We start from the raw sequence: 16,807 nt of genomic DNA, 5'->3' as shown, positions 1-16,807 counted from the left end.
TATTTTGTTCGTTTCGTCGCTGTAGCCTTCTTTGTTTTCGCTACGCTCAAATACAATTTGGGCTACGCAACTCAACTCACGCGCATTCATCCCACGCTCCTAAGAGTGAGACGTGGGGCTTCTGCTGATTAAGCTAAAAACCCCGAAATTGGTCCCTAAAAATCCCCAAAATTTTTATGTTCCTGGCTTTCCTCAACAAATTAAACGATAATCTGCTGAATTTTGCTGTATCTATCACTTTTCTCCGACAGTCCACCAAGCCAAAGCATAAGGTTGAATAGCTTCATTAACCTGCTTTTTAAATTGCACCCGAATCTTATAATTACCATTAGCAGGAACTGAACAAAAAATATGTTCAACACTATCAACCTCACTTACAGAATCACAAACAACAAGTTCATTATTTCTCACCAAATAAACATCAAGATTATTTAATCCTTTATCTATAAATGTTTCCCCTATATCATATTGCTGGTTCTTGTCTTTATCATCCAATTCCACCAAACGATCCCAACTTAAAGTAATAGCCAGGAAACTATTTTGTTTCAAACCCTTTCCCAAAGTATATTCTCTAGAAGAATTAGCATTAACAGCACTATAATCCCAACCAATAGACGGAACTGGTGCATCAGGCTTCCATTCACCACCATTCAATTGTTGATAAGCTCGAAAAGCATTTAAATGACCTGCTCCCATTTGAGCATCTAGGGGAATTTTGGGATTTTTATCAGCGTCCGTTGCTAACCAATCTTGATTTTGTTTATCAATTAAAGTCCTCGTCATTCCCAACCGTAAACCATCACCACTATCTTGAATCTTGTCTGCAGAATTGAGTAATATTGCTTTCATGACTTGATGACGACGAGCATCAATAGTCCAATTTGCTTGTTTAGTTCGTAACTGTCTATCCACAAATTCCTGTAATAATGCTACAGTAGCAGTAACCTGTGGTGCAGCAAAACTCGTACCTGTAGATTTATTTAACTTACCATCAAGATTAAGCAAAGGAATATTAGTCCCAGGAGCAACCAAACTAATTGCACTTCTCCCGCCAATATTAAACTCCTTCCCTGCTAAACGATTTTCTATACCTTGGTTAATACTCGCCAAGTTAGAAACGTGAACTTTATTAAAAATTCCCTCGCGTTCTGAAGAAAAAGCCACATTAATTGCGTTAAAATTATCTGTAGGAATGGGAATCCCGCCTTTACCTTGATTGCCAGCAATGGAATAGACAACATCATGAACACGACTAGACCAGTCAATACATAATGTTAGTAAAGCATTACCATCTAACATAGCTTCTGGCCGGGGATCACGTTCCAGAGGTTCACCAAAACTAAAATTAATCGCCCGCACATCAGCACCATTTTGTAAAGCAATATGCTGTGCTGATAAACACTCCTCCGGTTGACCAATTTTTTTTGTAGATCCGACAGCAGAAGAATACAGTCTGGCGTTTGGTGCGACACCGGGAAAAGCCTTATCTTGACTTACCATTACACCAGAAACATTATAGGCATGAGAATCAACACCAACATTAGACTTAGCCGGGACATTGCGTAAAAAAACTGCAAATGGAGATACAGCCCGATTTTTAGATACGGCTTTATCCCAGCCAAACATCCCCGGACGACCAATTTCTACTTGACCAATGGCAATTTTTCGCCCAGTCAAATTATAAGGAGCTTGATGTAGTTTCAGTGCATCAATACCGTTAGCACCTAAAAAATTTGCACCCTTGACACCAGCAAAGACGGGTACAGTCAAGCAGGAAAAACCTAAACTCCAAAAAATTAGCCAATGTTTATTCATATTTTGAGGGAACAGGTTACAGGTTACAGGTGACAGGTTACAGGTTACAGGTGCTACGACACGGGGACAGGTTACAGGTTACAGGGAATAATTTCTACGTTGTCTCTGTACTCTGTAGCTTAGTTATTCCGTAATTTGTCCGTAACTCATCAGAGAGCAGTTTTCTGGAAAATTTGAATTTTGAATTAATTTTTAAGAATTTATCCATATTTTGTTACGATACTTACAGACGAAGACGCTTAAAACCCACTAGCCATGACCCAAAATTCATCTCAAAAGCCTATAGTTATCGCTCCTTCTATCCTATCAGCAGATTTTAGCCGGCTGGGTGACGATATTCGCGCCGTAGACAAAGCGGGAGCAGATTGGATTCACGTTGATGTAATGGATGGACGTTTTGTCCCTAATATTACAATAGGTCCTCTGATTGTGGAGGCGATTCGTCCAGTTACAACCAAACCACTGGATGTCCACTTGATGATTGTGGAACCAGAAAAGTATGTAGAAGGTTTTGCTAAAGCCGGTGCTGATATTATTTCTGTCCACGCAGAACACAACGCTTCTCCTCACCTACACCGCACCCTCGGACAAATTAGAGAACTCGGTAAGAAAGCTGGAGTTGTACTCAATCCGGGTACACCTTTAGAGTTAATTGAATATGTCCTAGAATTGTGCGATTTAGTGCTAATTATGAGCGTTAACCCCGGTTTCGGTGGTCAAAGCTTTATTCCTAGCGTAATTCCTAAAATCCGCAAGTTGCGTCAAATGTGCGATGAACGCGGTTTAGATCCTTGGATTGAGGTTGACGGGGGACTAAAAGCTAATAATACTTGGCAGGTTTTGGAAGCTGGTGCTAATGCTATTGTAGCGGGTTCGGCTGTGTTTAATGCTCCTGATTATGCTGAGGCGATTACCAGTATCCGTAACAGTAAGCGTCCGACTCCAGAATTAGCTGCTGTTTAATTTAATACTTGTGATTAAGTAAAACTTAGGTCCTCGATTTCTTTGAGAAGTCGGGGATTTATTTTATTTTTTGTAACCCATATTCTGCAGATGTGACTTTTCTCCCACAATCCGAATTAATTCCCCTATCAAAGCGACAATTGCAGTCATAGAAATTAACATTACACTTAAAGCATTAATATCCGGTTTAACTCCGGTTCTAATGCGGCTAAATATTTCCATTGGTAAGGTATTAGTACCACTTCCCGCAGTAAAACTAGCAATTAAAAAATCATCCAAACTCAATACAAAAGCCAATAAACACCCAGAAATAATTCCTGGCATTAATTGAGGTAATAAAACTAAAATAAAAGCTTGTGTTGGTGTCGCACCTAAATCTAAAGCTGCTTCTTCCAAATGGGGATTAATATTATTCATCCGCGCAGACACTACCAAACCAACATAGGATAGACAAAATACGATATGGGCGGCGATAATAGTCCATAGACTCAAACGAATAGCAAAGGCTGCTAAACATACTAGGGTAGAAACAGCGATCGCAATATCAGGAATTAATAACGGTAAATAAGCAATTCCCTGATATAATTTCTTACCAGGAAAGTCATAACGTGCCAACCCCACGGACATTAATGTTCCCATAACAGCAGAAACCCCCACAGCACAAAAGGCTACCACCAAACTATTATATAACCCCGATAAAATCCGGTCGTCATTCAATAATTTTCCGTACCATTCTAGGGTGAAACCTTGCCATGTACCACTGTAAGGTGACTGATTAAAACTATAAAAAGCCAGTACCAGGATTGGTAGGTACATAAACACAAATATGACCAGTGCAAAAACCACTTGCCATGAAACACGCGGTTTATTTATTTGTTTGTATATATTCATCTTGCTTAATAATGCAAATATTTGATTATCGTAGTAGGTAGGTGAACACAATAAAACCAATCTGTGTAAAGAAAAGTAAAATCGCCCAAACTCTCTTCACTTTGGCCCCTTGCCTTGCTATAACGACGATTTTCAGTTCTAACCTAATTCTATTATACTTATTTTTCGTGTTTAGTCAAGTTAAAAAATCTAGAATTTAACTAATTATTTTGTCTAATATATTTCTTAAGTAGCATATATTTACCCTACCCAGGGTAGACAAAAGATATCACATAAAAAGCATAAGATTTAGTAGTATCATAGAGGAGGGCGATTTTTCTATCTTTAGCTATTTCTGTATTAGTTGTGCAATTTATTTTCAACTAACTGGAAATAGGAATCTAATGTTTTAGGAGATTGATGATGAAAATTGCTCAGGTTTCCCCACAGTGGGAGAGAGTACCCCCACCAGCTTATGGTGGCATAGAATTGGTAGTGGGGTTATTAACTGATGAATTAGTCCGTCGAGGACATGAAGTGACATTATTTGCATCAGGAGATTCTTTAAGTCTAGCTAAATTAGTATCAGTTCATCCCCAGGCTTTAAGGCTAGATCCTACGATTAAAGAGCCAGCTATTTATGAAATGTTGCTATTAGCTTCAGTTTATGAACAAGCAGAAAATTTTGATATCATCCATTCTCATGTAGGACTAGGAGCGCTAGTTTATGCCAATTTAGTCAAAACTCCTACAGTTCACACTTTACATGGAATTTTTACTTCAGATAATGAAAAAATCTTTAAATATGGCAAAAAACAGCCTTATATTAGTATTTCTAATTCTCAAAAAGAACCCCGGCTAGGATTAAACTATGTAGACACTGTTTATAATGGCATTGATGTTAGTAGTTATGAATTTTATCCCCAACCAAATGAACCATCTTATTTAGCTTTTTTGGGGAGAATGTCTCCAGAAAAAGGACCGCATTTAGCAATTGAAATCGCTAAAAAAACTGGTTGGAAGTTAAAAATAGCAGGTAAGGTAGATTTAGTAGACTTGGAATATTTTGACCAAAAAATTAAACCACATATTGATGGTAAACAAATTGAATATTTAGGTGAAGCCAATCATCTGCAAAAAAATGCCCTTATGGGGGGTGCTTATGCAACTTTATTCCCCATTACTTGGCGAGAACCTTTTGGATTAGTTATGGTAGAATCAATGGCATCAGGGACACCTGTAATTGCCATGCGAATGGGTTCAGCAGAGGAAGTGATTGTGGATGGTGAAACAGGTTTTCTTTGTAATAATGTGGCAGAATGTATTAATTCCTTGGACAAAATCAGTAACTTAAATCGTTACGCTTGTCGTCAATATGTGGACAAAAATTTCAGTGTTCAGCAGATGACTGATGGTTATGAAGCAGTTTATCGCCAGCTAATTGCCGAAAAATTAGCTCAACAAAATGGTTTTTCCCGCAATGTTTTAGTTACTTAGTAGGGGTGGGGTTTCCCCACCCAGTTTCCCCACTCCTGACTCGGTGACTCCTACCTTAAACCCCTTTTTGATGTCTGACTTCAACAACTGTATGGACATTCCCGCGAGGGGTAAAATCTGTTTTCACAGTGATTGCTAAAGGATCACAAGCTGCAACAACATCATCTAAAATTTGATTGGCTGTTTCTTCATGGGAGATATAGCGATCGCGGTAGCTGTTAATATAAAGCTTGAGCGCCTTCAACTCTACTACCTTTTCATCGGGAATGTATGTAATATAAATAGTCGCAAAGTCAGGATAACCGGAAAAAGGACATTTACAAGTAAATTCTGGTAAAGTAATATTAATATCATAGCGTCGCCCAATGCGGGGGTTAGGAAATGTAATTAATTTCCCTTCCGCAATTTCGCGTTCACCATATTTTTCTGGAATTGCTGGAGATACAGTTTCAGGTGCAAAGTTACTCATTATGTTAATAAACAGAAATGCAGAGGTTCACAATTATTAACTTAACAGTTTTTAACATTTAAAACTTAATTTTAAGTTAGTCCACGCAGGTGGACTTTGCTTGTGTAGTAGCGATTTATCATCGCCAGCAACTTTGAACACTTACTCAATTTCTTTTTCCCAATCTGGACAACTTTGATCATCCCAACCATGAGGGTGCATAGCACAGACTAGCAAATTACCACTGTAAACTTGTCCGTGATAGTGACTACAACCAATACAAGCAGCATTTTTTTCGAGTGTAGCTTCTACTGTGTATGGAAAACCAGGATCTATATCCTCGGAAATATCCCCTAATTCCCAATAAATCTCCAAAAATGGTTCGGTCAAGTCCTGTAAAAACTGTTCGTGCAAAGTAGCGAAGGTATCAATATCAGCCACCAATGCGTTTTGTACTTCTTCAGTAATCTCTTCCGTAATCTCAAAAAAAGCGTCTACCATATCATTTATTTCTAGGAAGAACTGCCCTACTTCATCAGTCACGGCTTCAATCATGCCTATTAAGTCTTTTTGCCACTGTTCCATAACTTATACTCTAAAAGGCTAAAAACATGACGCTTAACACCGCTTGACTGGAAGCTATGGAGTTTACGGTTGGTAATTACAACTCAAACCATCTTGGGTACAGCGTCATTTTTCGAGATTAAAAGAATTAAATGTTTCTGACACCCAAAGTAAAAAACTGTTTTTTACGATTCACGTTGCAGCCGTTTTAACTCTTCCTGTAGTTCTAACACTTGATTGCGTAGTTTATCTACATTATCGCCATTTTCTTTATTTTCTTTTGTCGTCTCTTTCACTGTTGGTTCTTCGTCAACCTCTAAAATTTCAATTCGACGAGGTTCAGAAGGGGCTGTTTTTTCAGGCGTTTGTCCAGATGTTGATTGCTGCTGGGCTTGCTTCATCATATCCTCGACAAAGCGGCGAGCTTCTTCTGTGTTCATCTCACCTTTGGCTACCATTTCATCTGCCAATTTTTGAAAGTGCGATCGCAGTTCGGCTAACTTCCCCCCAGCTTTTTCGCCAGCATAAGAGGCTAACCCAACGCCGAGATAAAAAGCTTTTTGTACAATATCTCCAAAACCAGGCATTGCTCCTGAAAGCTCCTACAAATAAGGCGACCCGGAGACTACGCCTACCACAAGCATCCCTTATTGCTGCTACCTTCCGGTCCTGACAAGATTTGGGCGTTGAAGTTGCATAGATCCAGGTCTTCCATCATCATAACACGAAAATTCAAAATTTGTAGATTATTCCACAACAATTCTCCATTCACAGAGTTGATAACTGACACAATCCTTCTGTACCAAGGGATTAGCCAATACTATCGGATTGAGCCGAGGGATATTATTCCCCGCCCCTCAGTAAACTACACTATAAGCGATCGCCTTATCTCCGCAGTTACTTCCTGGAGAGTTTCCAAATCAATCAGGAAACAGATTGTGTTACCACTTACAGCAAATTGTCATCAAACCCGGAACAAGAACCCCACCCCCAACCCCCTCCCCGCAAGCGATGAGGGGGCTAAGATGTACCTTATATGATTGGAAATCGCTGTAGTTGTTTTGGAGGCTTTCTTGCCCCTATTTTTTACCACCTTATTTTCTCAAATTATTGCCACATTTCATCTTCAACCCTCTTGTCACCCGTTAAGGAGAAAATCCTAGACAAAACAATCTGAGTTATGTCCGCAATTTCCCAGATTTACCACCTCTTCAAGCAACGGGAGACATTCATCTGTAGCAATCATTATCAATACATCCCCTTTTTCTCAGACATAAATATAGAAATTATGTCCTAACTTTCAGATCAAACCACTTGATTTTCTTAAATTAATTCGTAAAAATACAAATAAGTCTAACATCTTGTAGGCTCTCTTGGTGACAACTTAACCTTATCCAATATCTAGAGTCCGCTTGCGCGGACTTTTTTATTTATCTGGATATTTTTGACATTTTTATCTCAGTTTTTAACTTTTCAATTTGTTGATTAAAGTATGATTCTTGATGTTTAAGTTGTTGTGCTATTGCTAATCCCTTCTGAAATGCTGTTAATGCTTGGTTATATTCTCGCCGTTCTATATATAAGTTGCCAATTTGGTCATAGGCTGACATTAAACCATAAAAATTGTTAGCTAATGTTTGTGTTTCTAGAAGAATTTGGCTAGTTTCTAAAGCCGCATCTACTTGTTTTTGTGAACGATAAGAAGCAATTAATTTCTCTAGTGCTTCTCCAGCCCTAGCATATTGCTCTAATTGCCATGCTGTAGTATAAGCTGCTTGATAATTATCGAAAGCCTGTTGTTTTAATGTGGGATTTTTCTGGGCTAGATATTCATAATTTACTGCTATGGCTAATTTTAAAGGGGGAATTTCACTGAGATTTTGGTTAAGAGTATAAAGAATGACTAATTTATTTAATATATCTATTGCTGCTTGGGGTTGTTTTCCTCGCCCATAGATATAAGCTAATTGTTGTAAATATCCCAATTCATTAGTTTTATCACCCTGATTAACTGCCAAATTTAATAATTTTTGGTAAGTATTGGCAGCTTGGTTATAATCAAACCAACTTAAATATAATTCTCCAATATTCTTTAAAGTCTTTATTTCTCCAGATGAATCCTGTTGTTTTTTAACTAATGTTAAAACCTGTTCATAAGCCGATATTCCCAATTTAGGAAGACGGATTTTTTGATAAGCTTTACCCAGAAGTTGCCATAATTGTAAATCCGTACTTTTTTGTTGTCCTATCTGCTTTTGAATTAATTGTAATCGCTGACTAATATGTCGCACTTCGTCCTGTTCATTTTGATTCCAGGCGATTTCTCCCACCCGTGCTAACGCTTCTATCTCAGCCAATGTACCTAAATAACGTCTTAATCGTAGTTCACGATTCCAAACCTCAAAGGCTTTCTTTCTGTCCCCTCTTTGTAGTGTCACCTGTGCCTCTTGATTTAACCCATCTAAGTCTGTCCTTAGTTTTTGCAATTCTGTTAATGTTAATTGGCGTTTATCTGGTAAATTTGGTAACAGTGGATCAGGTAAAATCATTTCTAGGGGGTTGGGGGGAAACTTATCTAGATCTTCAACTTTTTTTTCCTGAGCAAGGGTGCTAAAAATACACAAATGCCACACAATAATAGTGGTAACGATAAAAATAAAACGCTGTAGCATGGTGAGTTTACCTTGATTACAGTAATTAAACGCAGCATTGCAGGTCATGGGATGACTTAATTTAGGCTATAAGCAAATATCAAGCTTTTCAAGTATTCTGATTCACTGACTTTTTATTTATTTCTTCTTCTTCCTGTTATTCTGCCTTATTCCTCCTGACTACTGACTCCTTTCTTGATTAATATGAGTAAAATAATTCCGGCAATTAGTGTGAAAAACTTTAGTTTTTACTACAGCAAGCAAAAAATCCTGGAAAGTCTGTCAATGGATATTCCCCAAAATAAGATTATTGCTATTATGGGACCTAGTGGCTGTGGGAAGTCTACTTTCTTAAAGTCTCTCAACCGCATGAGCGATTTGGAGGGAGAAGTCCACACAGAAGGGAAAGTAGAGTTTTTTGGGCAAAATATTTATGATAGACGGATTAATCTCAATCGTCTCCGTCGTCAAATTAGTACAATTTATTCCCAACCTAATCTTTTTCCCATGAGTATCTATGATAACGTTGCTTACGGGATTAAATTAGTTGGTTGGCGACCAAAACCAGAATTAGATGAAGTTGTGGAGTTAGCTCTTAAATCTGCGGATATTTGGGAAGAGGTCAAAAACAAGCTCTATAAGCCGGCTTTAGAACTATCTTGTGGTCAACAGCAACGACTGTGTATTGCTCGCGCTTTAGCTGTAAAACCCCAAGTTATTCTCATGGATGAGCTTTGTTGTGGACTTGATCCCATCAGTACCACAAAAATTGAAGAACTCATTGAGTGTTTGCGTTCTGAATTGACAATTATCTTTATCTCTCAAAACATCCAACAAGTCTCTCGTTTGGCTGATTTCACGGCTTTATTTCAATACAGTAAAAATCATGTGGGACAATTACGAGAGTTTGCATCAACGAAAAAAGTCTTAGCTCAAGCTACAGATTATCGTACCCGCGATTATGCAACCAGTTATTCCCGCTAGTACCGCAAGGCGGAAGTCAAAAGTCAAAAGTCAAAATGAACACATTATAGGGTTTTGGAGGACTTAGAATCGTTGGTTTATTTACGCCGTTTTGTACTAGTTATAGCAGGAGTCAAGGAGTCAGGAGTCAGGAGTCAGGAGTCAGGAGTCAGGAGTCAGGAGTCAGCCAATTATTTACCAATCACCAATGACCAATAACTAATAACTAATAACTAATAACTAATGACCAATGACCAATGACCAATGACCTATTTTAAAAATGAACGCAGCAGGAAAAAACTAGCAATGGATTTAGCATCTACAGGTTCTCCTACCAAAATGGCTTTTTCCAATTCTTCAGGAGTTAGTAATACTATTTCGATATCTTCATCTTCGTCTTGTGCTGGTGGTGTTTCTAGCTTTTCTAAATCTCTAGCAATAAAAGCATAGATAATTTCATCAGAATAACCGGGAGCAAGGAAAAATTCTCCTAATTTATCCCACCGGCGACCATGATAGCCAGTTTCTTCTGCAATTTCCCGTTTGACTGTTTCTAAAGGATCTTCATTGGGTTCTAAAGTTCCCGCCGGAAATTCCAATAATCTTCCCTGCACTGCAAACCGATATTGACGCACAAGTACAAGTTTGCCGTCTGCGGTTATGGGTATAACCAGAGCGCCACCGGGATGACGAATACATTCCCATTCCCCTTCGGCTTTGTTGGGTAAACGCAAGCGGTTAACTTCAAAGTTGAACTTGCGTCCTTTATAAAACAAGCGTTGCTTGAGCAACTGTGGTAATTCTCTACCTAATGGCATAGTAAATTCTACCGTCTGTGAATACAGAGAACTTATACGGGGGTTTTCTGTTGTTATCAGTTCTTTTTGGATTGTAAAAATGGTAATTTTTCCACCCACTACAATAAATGTACATCATTTGTGTTGATCTCTAGTAGTAAATCTTGAATTACTCGTTGAGATATAGGGTCTATCCAATCTGGAGCAATTTCTGCTAGAGGGACTAAAACAAAGGCTCGTTCAGCCATGCGAGGATGGGGAATTTGTAGATTTGGCTGCTGTAAAATTAAGTCATCATATAATAACAAGTCTAAATCTAAAGTACGTGGCCCCCAGTGTTGCTGACGTACACGCCCAAATTTTTGTTCAATGGTGAGTAATTGGGCTAATAAGGCTTGTGGTGAAATCTGCACTGATAATATCGCGCAACCATTTAAGTAGTCTGGTTGAGTTGGGCCTATGGCTTTGGTACGATACCAACGAGATTGGGCTTGTATGGTTATGCCTGATGTTTGGGCTAAGGTTTCTAAAGCTGCTGTAAAAATGGCTAGGGAGTTACCTATGTTACTACCAAGGGCGATCGCCGTTCTAGCCGCAGTTTGTACCATTCTTTAAGACTCCTACACACCTGGGTTTTTTGAATGTGGGATGTGATGTCCACAATAAGTGCAGAAATCACACACCTACAGTTCAAATATCATCAGGATTGATACCTAATGATCTTAAGTAAGTTGCTAATTTCTCCTTTTGTTGTCGTTCTTGTTCAGCCATTTCCTCTGCTTGTTGTTGGGCTAAAGTTGCTTGTTGGGCAATTTCCTCTGCTTGTTGTTGGGCTAAAGTTGCTTGTTGTCTTGCGTCTTCTGCTTGTAAACGAGCTTGTCTTTCAACAATAGCCCTTTCATCACCAGTTAATAGCAAATTTCCCACATCATCCCACCAACGAACCCACGGTAGACCATCATTTTCTATTAAACCTAATTCCACACCCATAGGATAAATTGGAAAATGATTACGCTCGTTTGGTTGCATCTTTTCATAACGCCCATCAACTAAGCGATAAACTTCCAGTAATGCTTTTCTCGCTTCAAAAATTGCATAAAAAGGAATATGAATTGCTTGTTCATAAACCCAGAATTTACCAGCTTTTTCTGTTTCACTCGGAGGAGTCGCGTCTCTTTCTTCTGAACCATTTCCCGAAACAAACTCAATGGCAATTAATGGTGCGACAAACTCTTTCCATAATACATAGGAACGACGATATTCTCCATTGAGAAATGGTGGTACATTAGGCACATAAAACCAATCAGGAGCTTCTGCACCTTTTTCAGGTGGTTCAGTTAAACGCCAATAAATACCGCTATCTTGACCAATACAGTAGTTTCCATCTGGATGTAGTTTCTGTAATACTGGCTGAATGGAACTGGTTAAAACTATACTTTGTGGATGCTCCTGGAAATTTTTCACGAAAGTTCCATCTGAATCTGGTAGTTGCGTATGATCTGGTAATGTGAATTTATTGGTGTGAATGTCTTGACTTGGGGGAGTAGTGGGATTAATCACTGCTTGAGTGGTTTCCATAGTAACTCCAGGATGTAAGTAGGTTGGCGTTAAAAATTGTCGTCATGGCAAGAGGCAAGAGGCAATAGGCACTCATGCAAGAGTGAAGAAGTTTTGAGCGATTTTACCTTTCTTCACATACCCTTAATTTTTTCTGTTGACCTAATCATATTGGTTTAATTTTAACAGTAGACACTAAAAAGTTGAAGTGTTTGAATCAGCTAATTAAATTTAGCTTGATCATAGACAATCACAAGGGATTCCTAGGTCGCGCTTCGCTATCGCATTTTTTTGGGTCAAATTTGAGTGCTTGTTGCCAAGATGCGATCGCTTCTCTCCATTCTCCCTGCAATGCCGATAATTTCCCCGCTAAGGCATGAAAGTCTGCATGACTATAATACAAAGCTAAAGCTTGATTGTTGTGCATTGCTGCTTCTGAATAACGGTCTTTTGACAACAAATCCAGGGCTTGTCTGTGATACCAAATAGCTTGATCATGCAAAGTGATCAAGTCGGATAAATCGGCTTTGCAGCGTCTACAAGTTGGAGAGTGGGGAGGCAATGGAGAAGTCTGGCTGTCAGTTTCTCCCCCTTGCGTCCCTACTGCCCTTGTCGGACGATAAATTGCTCCACAAACAGGACATTTCATAATTACTACTCTCTATTTCCTATTCATCATTCGTACTAGCGTAGTAAAGAAAATCTGAGAGTTCTTCTTGTAACTGGGATAATTCTGGACTCTTGTTAGCACTGGCATTTTCAATCTGGGCTAATAAGTCTTGTAATTCCCCTGCTTGTTCAGAATCTAGTGTGGGCAGTGTTTGTTGAGCGCGGTCTAAAAGTGCTGCTAATTCTGGAGCTATTTCTACTACTGAGATTGTCTCTGCTGTGGAGATTTCGACAGTTTCATCAACTTCAAACAAGGCATCTAAATCTGCCCTGGCTTGCTTCAATTCATGACTAGAAAGCTTCTCAATCCCTGCATTATTGACTACTAGCGTTCCCTGTTGTCCTTTGCCTTTTTCAGTAGTGGTGACAGTAAGAATGCCATTGATATCAAAGTCAAAGTGAACCTCAACTTGAATACCCCCTGCTGGTTTGGGTGGTAAGTTCTCGACTCTAAAATCACCTAAAGGCACATTTTCTTCAGCGATCGCATTTTCTCCCTGAAAAACTTCAATTTCTACCACTTCTTGTTCATCAGACACGGTGTAATAAACCTGAGAGCGAGAAACGGGAACAACGCTATTGCGGGGAATAATCACACTGAAGTAACCGGGCATAATTCCCATTGGTGTAGACACCGCCGCAGCAATACCCAAGGAATGGGGAATTACATCTACAAGAATGGCATCTACAGATTCACCTACCAACACCCCAGCTTGTAAAGCTGCTCCCAAGGCCACACAAAGGTCTGGTTGAATACCATCACTGGGAGTCTGTCCCAAATGTTCGGAAATCATTTCTTGAACCAGAGGAATACGTGTCGAACCACCAACTAAGATAATTCGGTCAATATCACCGGGTAATAGGTCTGCATCGCTGAGAGCGCGGTCAATAGCCTCTAAGGTTTCTGTTAATAGAGGGCGAATCAACTTTTCCAAATCTGCTCGCGGTACTTCTGTCTCTAGATGGAGTGCGGTTTTGCCTTTAGTACCTAAAAAGGCTTCACGAATTGTAGCAAAAGCATGGGAACTCAAATCAATTTTTAACTGCTCGGCTGCTCGTAAAAGACGGGCTTGGGTGACAGCATCATCTGGTACATCCACACCATGCTGTTTACGAAATAGATCTACTAAATAAAGTTGCAACAACCTATCAAAATCGTCTCCACCCAAGCGGTTATTACCATGAGTTGCTAATACTTCCGTGACTTCGCCTGTAATTTCGACTACCGACACATCAAAAGTACCACCACCCAAGTCATAAACCAAAACCCGTTCTGTCTCTTCGGAACGCAAATCATAAGCTAAAGCGGCTGCTGTTGGTTCATTGATAATTTGCAGTACCTCTAAACCAGCAATCTCTCCGGCGGTTTTAGTTGCTTGGCGTTGAGCATCTGTAAAGTAAGCGGGAACTGTAATTACTGCTTGGGTAATTGTTTCTCCTAAAGCATTTTCAGCCCGTTGTTTAAGGGCGCGGAGAATAATGGCGGAAATTTCATGAGGTAAGTATTCTTTATCTCCTAAAGTGGTTTTGTGATCAGTTCCCATCCAGCGTTTGATTGACTTCACAGTGCGTTCAGCAGCAGCAGCATATTGACGCAGTGCTTCTCGTCCCACCAGCACTTTACCCGTATCGCTAAATCCTACACAGGAGGGTAAAATCAGGTCGCCATCTTCTCCTGGTAAAACCCGCACCTGTCCGTTTTCGACAATTGCTACTTCGGAATTTGTTGTTCCTAAATCAATACCGACTGCTTTCATAATTCTAAATTTAAAGGTTTTTGCCCCTGGTGTAATTTCGCAAGCTCACACCATAACGTAATTACAAAATATCCTATTTTGGCAGCATGACAGCTTTACCATTAGAGATAAGATTACAAGATATTGACCAAATAATTCATAATTCTTAGTTGGTAATTAAATTTCTGCTTTGACTGCTTTCTCTAAACGATTAGTTTCACCTTTTGCATCTTTGAGTAAATCATGCCAATTGTCTGGAGGATGACCACTTTCCAGCATTTTCTGAAAAACTCGATAAGCGTCTGTGTTACTGTCATAGGAACGCTTAGAGTTCTCATCGTTAACCCAGGCGAAAACAATTATTTTACTCTCTTGATGATATCGAAAAAACAGTCGGTACTGCTGAAAAAATTTCGCTCTAAACCAGTGCTTGTAATCATTACCCAGAGTAGTACCTTGGCGATAATCACTACGAGTTGGGTCTTGAGGAATAACATCAAATGCCAGTTTTGCTAAGGCAGCTAGACGCTTTGTGGCGTTTTTCTTCTTGTAGTCTTGAGGATACTTCTGGCGCAAATGTTCAACCTGGGTCAGAAGTTCTTCAAACTGGTTAAGGAAGAGAGGATGAGCAAATATGTCCCACCCATTAATCACTAGCGGCTGATTTACAGACAAACTCATTCATCCTCATCAGAAAGTGCTGCATCAAGATCAAGATCAACTCCAGCAACTAAGGACTGAACACGGCTGACTAAATCAGAGCTAATCGCTTGTAAGTGCTGAGGATTCTTTTGGATATCTCGCGCAATAAAATTTAAAAATTGCCCAATGATAGGATCGCTCTCCGTCTTGTCAACGCGAGAAATCACCACCTTACCGTCTGGCTGGATAGTGTAGCAGATTTTATCCCGCTTATCCAAGCCCAGGAACTTGCGAATGGGATCAGGGATTGTAGTCTGATAGCGATCAGTTAGAGTAGATTCTGAAGATGGGGCTGGTATTACAGCCATAGCGACCTCTCAACCTATCGGTTAAATTCTGTCTCTAAGGTAATGCAATTGCATTGTCTTGTCAAGAGTGATATTTCTGGTTGGGACAGTTTAATACTTTGTTATACAGCGATCGCTTGCGTTGCGGAGTAAATCGCCTTAGCAATCCCCGTAAATATTTTATCCGCAGTGAATATGGCTTAAAGCACTTTATCTGCCAGCTTTTAAAACTTGTTCGGCTGTCAGTTTGAAATTTGGGAATGTCAGCGAAGTAATGGGTTGATTGCCTCGAATTTGCTGAATTTCATACTCTCCTTTGACTAACGTACAAATGGAAAGGGTCGGTTGTTTCGGTTTCCCAATATGTCGAGTCCCACCTAAACCCGCATAATCCGCAATCCAATATTCAGGAATACCTAAAATTGCGTAGTCTTCAACTTTCCGCGCATAGTCGTTTTGCCAGTTGCTACTAACTACTTCCATCACAAATTTAATCGAACTGCCCAGGGTGATGATTGATTGGTCATGCCAAAGTAGTTCTTTGGCAAGTTCATTGCGATCAATAACCATAACATCGGGTCGAAATGCTGTCATACCCAAGTTAGAAGGACGTAGTAATCCTCGCTGAAGAACAAACCAATTCAAACATAAGGCATCAATTTGGGCGCAGACTTTTGTGGTGGTAAAAGCTGAAACTTCTTCATGGTAGCCTGTTGGTTCCAAATCAAACACCTCTCCATCAATCAATTCGTAGCGGTTACTGTCACCATAACGGACGATAAAATCGCCAAAACTTAGTAACTGCTGTTGTATTGGTATTTCGCTGGCAATGGTCATAGGTCAACTTAGCCCCATCAATATCATCACTCTAGCATTTTCGCTAAATTCATCCTGCGCCGTTTTTTCAAATTCTCACACTGCTTTCCCTAGTGGCATGAATATTTCAACGTTAAGTAACGCACTTTACAATATCCGCAATCATATTTAAGCACCTAATAGAGGCATAAGCAAAGGAATTGGGCGATCGCGGTTCTTTCTGTAAACGAGAAAATCGCTATCAAGCGTAAAAATCAGACTGCTAGGGTATAGCTACGACATTCGGGCTAATTCCGCATCTGCTAAAGAAACTGGTACTGATTGATAGCGACTTACAGCAGTTTGTGATCAAGTCCAGTACAAAAATAGCTATCTAAATAGGGTCAAAAAACAATCCACAATGATTAAACCAATTGAGAGCATTTTCATCAGTAATAGCATTAACCGCCATAGTAATTGCCTCATCAAGTGC

The 16,807-nt window shown here is 39.6% G+C and carries 18 protein-coding genes and 1 other RNA gene; 4 read left to right on the top strand and 15 right to left on the bottom strand.

Annotated features, from left to right (window positions below):
• Window positions 1–234: 234 nt before the first annotated feature.
• Window positions 235–1,815 (bottom strand): S8 family serine peptidase, encoded by a 1,581-nt coding sequence (locus PN471_RS21860; protein ID WP_271778624.1) that lies wholly within the window; start codon window positions 1,813–1,815, stop codon window positions 235–237.
• A 255-nt stretch (window positions 1,816–2,070) separates the two neighbouring features.
• Here PN471_RS21860 and rpe point away from each other — a divergent pair, with 255 nt between their 5' ends.
• On the top strand, window positions 2,071–2,778 hold the full coding sequence (gene rpe / locus PN471_RS21855; RefSeq protein ID WP_271778623.1) for a ribulose-phosphate 3-epimerase: 708 nt from the start codon (window positions 2,071–2,073) through the stop codon (window positions 2,776–2,778).
• 63 nt (window positions 2,779–2,841) lie between these two features.
• Here the strand turns inward: rpe and PN471_RS21850 are convergent, their stop codons facing one another.
• Entirely contained in the window at window positions 2,842–3,669 is an 828-nt protein-coding gene (locus PN471_RS21850; protein WP_271778622.1) for an ABC transporter permease, read from the bottom strand.
• 402 nt (window positions 3,670–4,071) lie between these two features.
• On the opposite strand from PN471_RS21850, the gene PN471_RS21845 reads away from it, so the two are divergent.
• Window positions 4,072–5,145 (top strand): glycosyltransferase family 4 protein, encoded by a 1,074-nt coding sequence (locus PN471_RS21845; RefSeq protein WP_193897246.1) that lies wholly within the window; start codon window positions 4,072–4,074, stop codon window positions 5,143–5,145.
• 55 nt (window positions 5,146–5,200) lie between these two features.
• Here the strand turns inward: PN471_RS21845 and queF are convergent, their stop codons facing one another.
• The 5 genes from queF to PN471_RS21820 all read right to left on the bottom strand — a co-directional run bounded on the left by queF (window position 5,201) and on the right by PN471_RS21820 (window position 8,829).
• Window positions 5,201–5,614 carry a preQ(1) synthase gene (gene queF / locus PN471_RS21840; protein ID WP_271778621.1) on the bottom strand — a complete coding sequence of 138 codons (414 nt, stop codon included), beginning with the start codon at window positions 5,612–5,614 and terminating at the stop codon, window positions 5,201–5,203.
• 141 nt (window positions 5,615–5,755) lie between these two features.
• On the bottom strand, window positions 5,756–6,178 hold the full coding sequence (locus PN471_RS21835; protein WP_271778620.1) for a hypothetical protein: 423 nt from the start codon (window positions 6,176–6,178) through the stop codon (window positions 5,756–5,758).
• Window positions 6,179–6,342: 164 nt separating this feature from the next.
• Window positions 6,343–6,744, bottom strand: coding sequence for a phasin family protein (locus PN471_RS21830; protein WP_271778619.1), 402 nt, complete (start codon window positions 6,742–6,744; stop codon window positions 6,343–6,345).
• Between the two features lie 25 nt (window positions 6,745–6,769).
• Window positions 6,770–6,866: signal recognition particle sRNA small type (gene ffs, locus PN471_RS21825), an RNA gene on the bottom strand.
• Between the two features lie 721 nt (window positions 6,867–7,587).
• Entirely contained in the window at window positions 7,588–8,829 is a 1,242-nt protein-coding gene (locus PN471_RS21820; protein ID WP_271778618.1) for a tetratricopeptide repeat protein, read from the bottom strand.
• A 183-nt stretch (window positions 8,830–9,012) separates the two neighbouring features.
• Between PN471_RS21820 and PN471_RS21815 the strand changes: the two genes are divergently transcribed.
• Together PN471_RS21815 and PN471_RS21810 are read left to right on the top strand one after the other, a co-directional pair.
• The gene (locus tag PN471_RS21815) at window positions 9,013–9,792 is read left to right on the top strand and encodes an ATP-binding cassette domain-containing protein (protein WP_271778617.1); all 780 of its coding nucleotides are present in this window, start codon (window positions 9,013–9,015) and stop codon (window positions 9,790–9,792) included.
• 54 nt (window positions 9,793–9,846) lie between these two features.
• Window positions 9,847–9,990 carry a hypothetical protein gene (locus tag PN471_RS21810; RefSeq protein ID WP_271778616.1) on the top strand — a complete coding sequence of 48 codons (144 nt, stop codon included), beginning with the start codon at window positions 9,847–9,849 and terminating at the stop codon, window positions 9,988–9,990.
• Between the two features lie 50 nt (window positions 9,991–10,040).
• On the opposite strand, the gene PN471_RS21805 is transcribed toward PN471_RS21810, so the two are convergent.
• The 8 genes from PN471_RS21805 to PN471_RS21770 all read right to left on the bottom strand — a co-directional run bounded on the left by PN471_RS21805 (window position 10,041) and on the right by PN471_RS21770 (window position 16,356).
• Window positions 10,041–10,589, bottom strand: coding sequence for an NUDIX hydrolase (locus PN471_RS21805; protein ID WP_193897210.1), 549 nt, complete (start codon window positions 10,587–10,589; stop codon window positions 10,041–10,043).
• 98 nt (window positions 10,590–10,687) lie between these two features.
• Window positions 10,688–11,176: a 2-amino-4-hydroxy-6-hydroxymethyldihydropteridine diphosphokinase gene (gene folK / locus PN471_RS21800; RefSeq protein WP_193897208.1), complete on the bottom strand. Its 489-nt coding sequence runs from the start codon at window positions 11,174–11,176 to the stop codon at window positions 10,688–10,690.
• Window positions 11,177–11,258: 82 nt separating this feature from the next.
• Entirely contained in the window at window positions 11,259–12,146 is an 888-nt protein-coding gene (locus PN471_RS21795) for a Uma2 family endonuclease (protein WP_271778615.1), read from the bottom strand.
• Window positions 12,147–12,375: 229 nt separating this feature from the next.
• Window positions 12,376–12,774 (bottom strand): hypothetical protein, encoded by a 399-nt coding sequence (locus PN471_RS21790; RefSeq protein ID WP_271778614.1) that lies wholly within the window; start codon window positions 12,772–12,774, stop codon window positions 12,376–12,378.
• A 19-nt stretch (window positions 12,775–12,793) separates the two neighbouring features.
• Window positions 12,794–14,551: an Hsp70 family protein gene (locus tag PN471_RS21785; RefSeq protein WP_271778613.1), complete on the bottom strand. Its 1,758-nt coding sequence runs from the start codon at window positions 14,549–14,551 to the stop codon at window positions 12,794–12,796.
• Between the two features lie 156 nt (window positions 14,552–14,707).
• The gene (locus PN471_RS21780; RefSeq protein WP_442867175.1) at window positions 14,708–15,205 is read right to left on the bottom strand and encodes a type II toxin-antitoxin system YhaV family toxin; all 498 of its coding nucleotides are present in this window, start codon (window positions 15,203–15,205) and stop codon (window positions 14,708–14,710) included.
• A gap of 2 nt (window positions 15,206–15,207) precedes the next feature.
• Window positions 15,208–15,540, bottom strand: a complete 333-nt coding sequence (locus PN471_RS21775; protein WP_271778611.1) for a type II toxin-antitoxin system PrlF family antitoxin — start codon at window positions 15,538–15,540, stop codon at window positions 15,208–15,210.
• A gap of 189 nt (window positions 15,541–15,729) precedes the next feature.
• Entirely contained in the window at window positions 15,730–16,356 is a 627-nt protein-coding gene (locus PN471_RS21770; RefSeq protein WP_271778610.1) for a Uma2 family endonuclease, read from the bottom strand.
• Window positions 16,357–16,807: the final 451 nt, after the last annotated feature.

The sequence above is a fragment of the Aphanizomenon sp. CS-733/32 genome, from assembly GCF_028330045.1.
Classification (GTDB): Bacteria; Cyanobacteriota; Cyanobacteriia; order Cyanobacteriales; family Nostocaceae; genus Dolichospermum; species Dolichospermum gracile.
This window is presented reverse-complemented; position numbering and strand designations above follow the sequence as displayed.

What these genes read in the sequence shown, in the direction of transcription:
- PN471_RS21860 (WP_271778624.1), bottom strand. Translation starts at nt 1,815, where the DNA reads ATGAATAAACATTGGCTAATTTTTTGGAGTTTAGGTTTTTCCTGCTTG.
- rpe (WP_271778623.1), top strand. Translation starts at nt 2,071, where the DNA reads ATGACCCAAAATTCATCTCAAAAGCCTATAGTTATCGCTCCTTCTATC.
- PN471_RS21850 (WP_271778622.1), bottom strand. Translation starts at nt 3,669, where the DNA reads ATGAATATATACAAACAAATAAATAAACCGCGTGTTTCATGGCAAGTG.
- PN471_RS21845 (WP_193897246.1), top strand. Translation starts at nt 4,072, where the DNA reads ATGAAAATTGCTCAGGTTTCCCCACAGTGGGAGAGAGTACCCCCACCA.
- queF (WP_271778621.1), bottom strand. Translation starts at nt 5,614, where the DNA reads ATGAGTAACTTTGCACCTGAAACTGTATCTCCAGCAATTCCAGAAAAA.
- PN471_RS21835 (WP_271778620.1), bottom strand. Translation starts at nt 6,178, where the DNA reads ATGGAACAGTGGCAAAAAGACTTAATAGGCATGATTGAAGCCGTGACT.
- PN471_RS21830 (WP_271778619.1), bottom strand. Translation starts at nt 6,744, where the DNA reads ATGCCTGGTTTTGGAGATATTGTACAAAAAGCTTTTTATCTCGGCGTT.
- PN471_RS21820 (WP_271778618.1), bottom strand. Translation starts at nt 8,829, where the DNA reads ATGCTACAGCGTTTTATTTTTATCGTTACCACTATTATTGTGTGGCAT.
- PN471_RS21815 (WP_271778617.1), top strand. Translation starts at nt 9,013, where the DNA reads ATGAGTAAAATAATTCCGGCAATTAGTGTGAAAAACTTTAGTTTTTAC.
- PN471_RS21805 (WP_193897210.1), bottom strand. Translation starts at nt 10,589, where the DNA reads ATGCCATTAGGTAGAGAATTACCACAGTTGCTCAAGCAACGCTTGTTT.
- folK (WP_193897208.1), bottom strand. Translation starts at nt 11,176, where the DNA reads ATGGTACAAACTGCGGCTAGAACGGCGATCGCCCTTGGTAGTAACATA.
- PN471_RS21795 (WP_271778615.1), bottom strand. Translation starts at nt 12,146, where the DNA reads ATGGAAACCACTCAAGCAGTGATTAATCCCACTACTCCCCCAAGTCAA.
- PN471_RS21790 (WP_271778614.1), bottom strand. Translation starts at nt 12,774, where the DNA reads ATGAAATGTCCTGTTTGTGGAGCAATTTATCGTCCGACAAGGGCAGTA.
- PN471_RS21785 (WP_271778613.1), bottom strand. Translation starts at nt 14,551, where the DNA reads ATGAAAGCAGTCGGTATTGATTTAGGAACAACAAATTCCGAAGTAGCA.
- PN471_RS21775 (WP_271778611.1), bottom strand. Translation starts at nt 15,540, where the DNA reads ATGGCTGTAATACCAGCCCCATCTTCAGAATCTACTCTAACTGATCGC.
- PN471_RS21770 (WP_271778610.1), bottom strand. Translation starts at nt 16,356, where the DNA reads ATGACCATTGCCAGCGAAATACCAATACAACAGCAGTTACTAAGTTTT.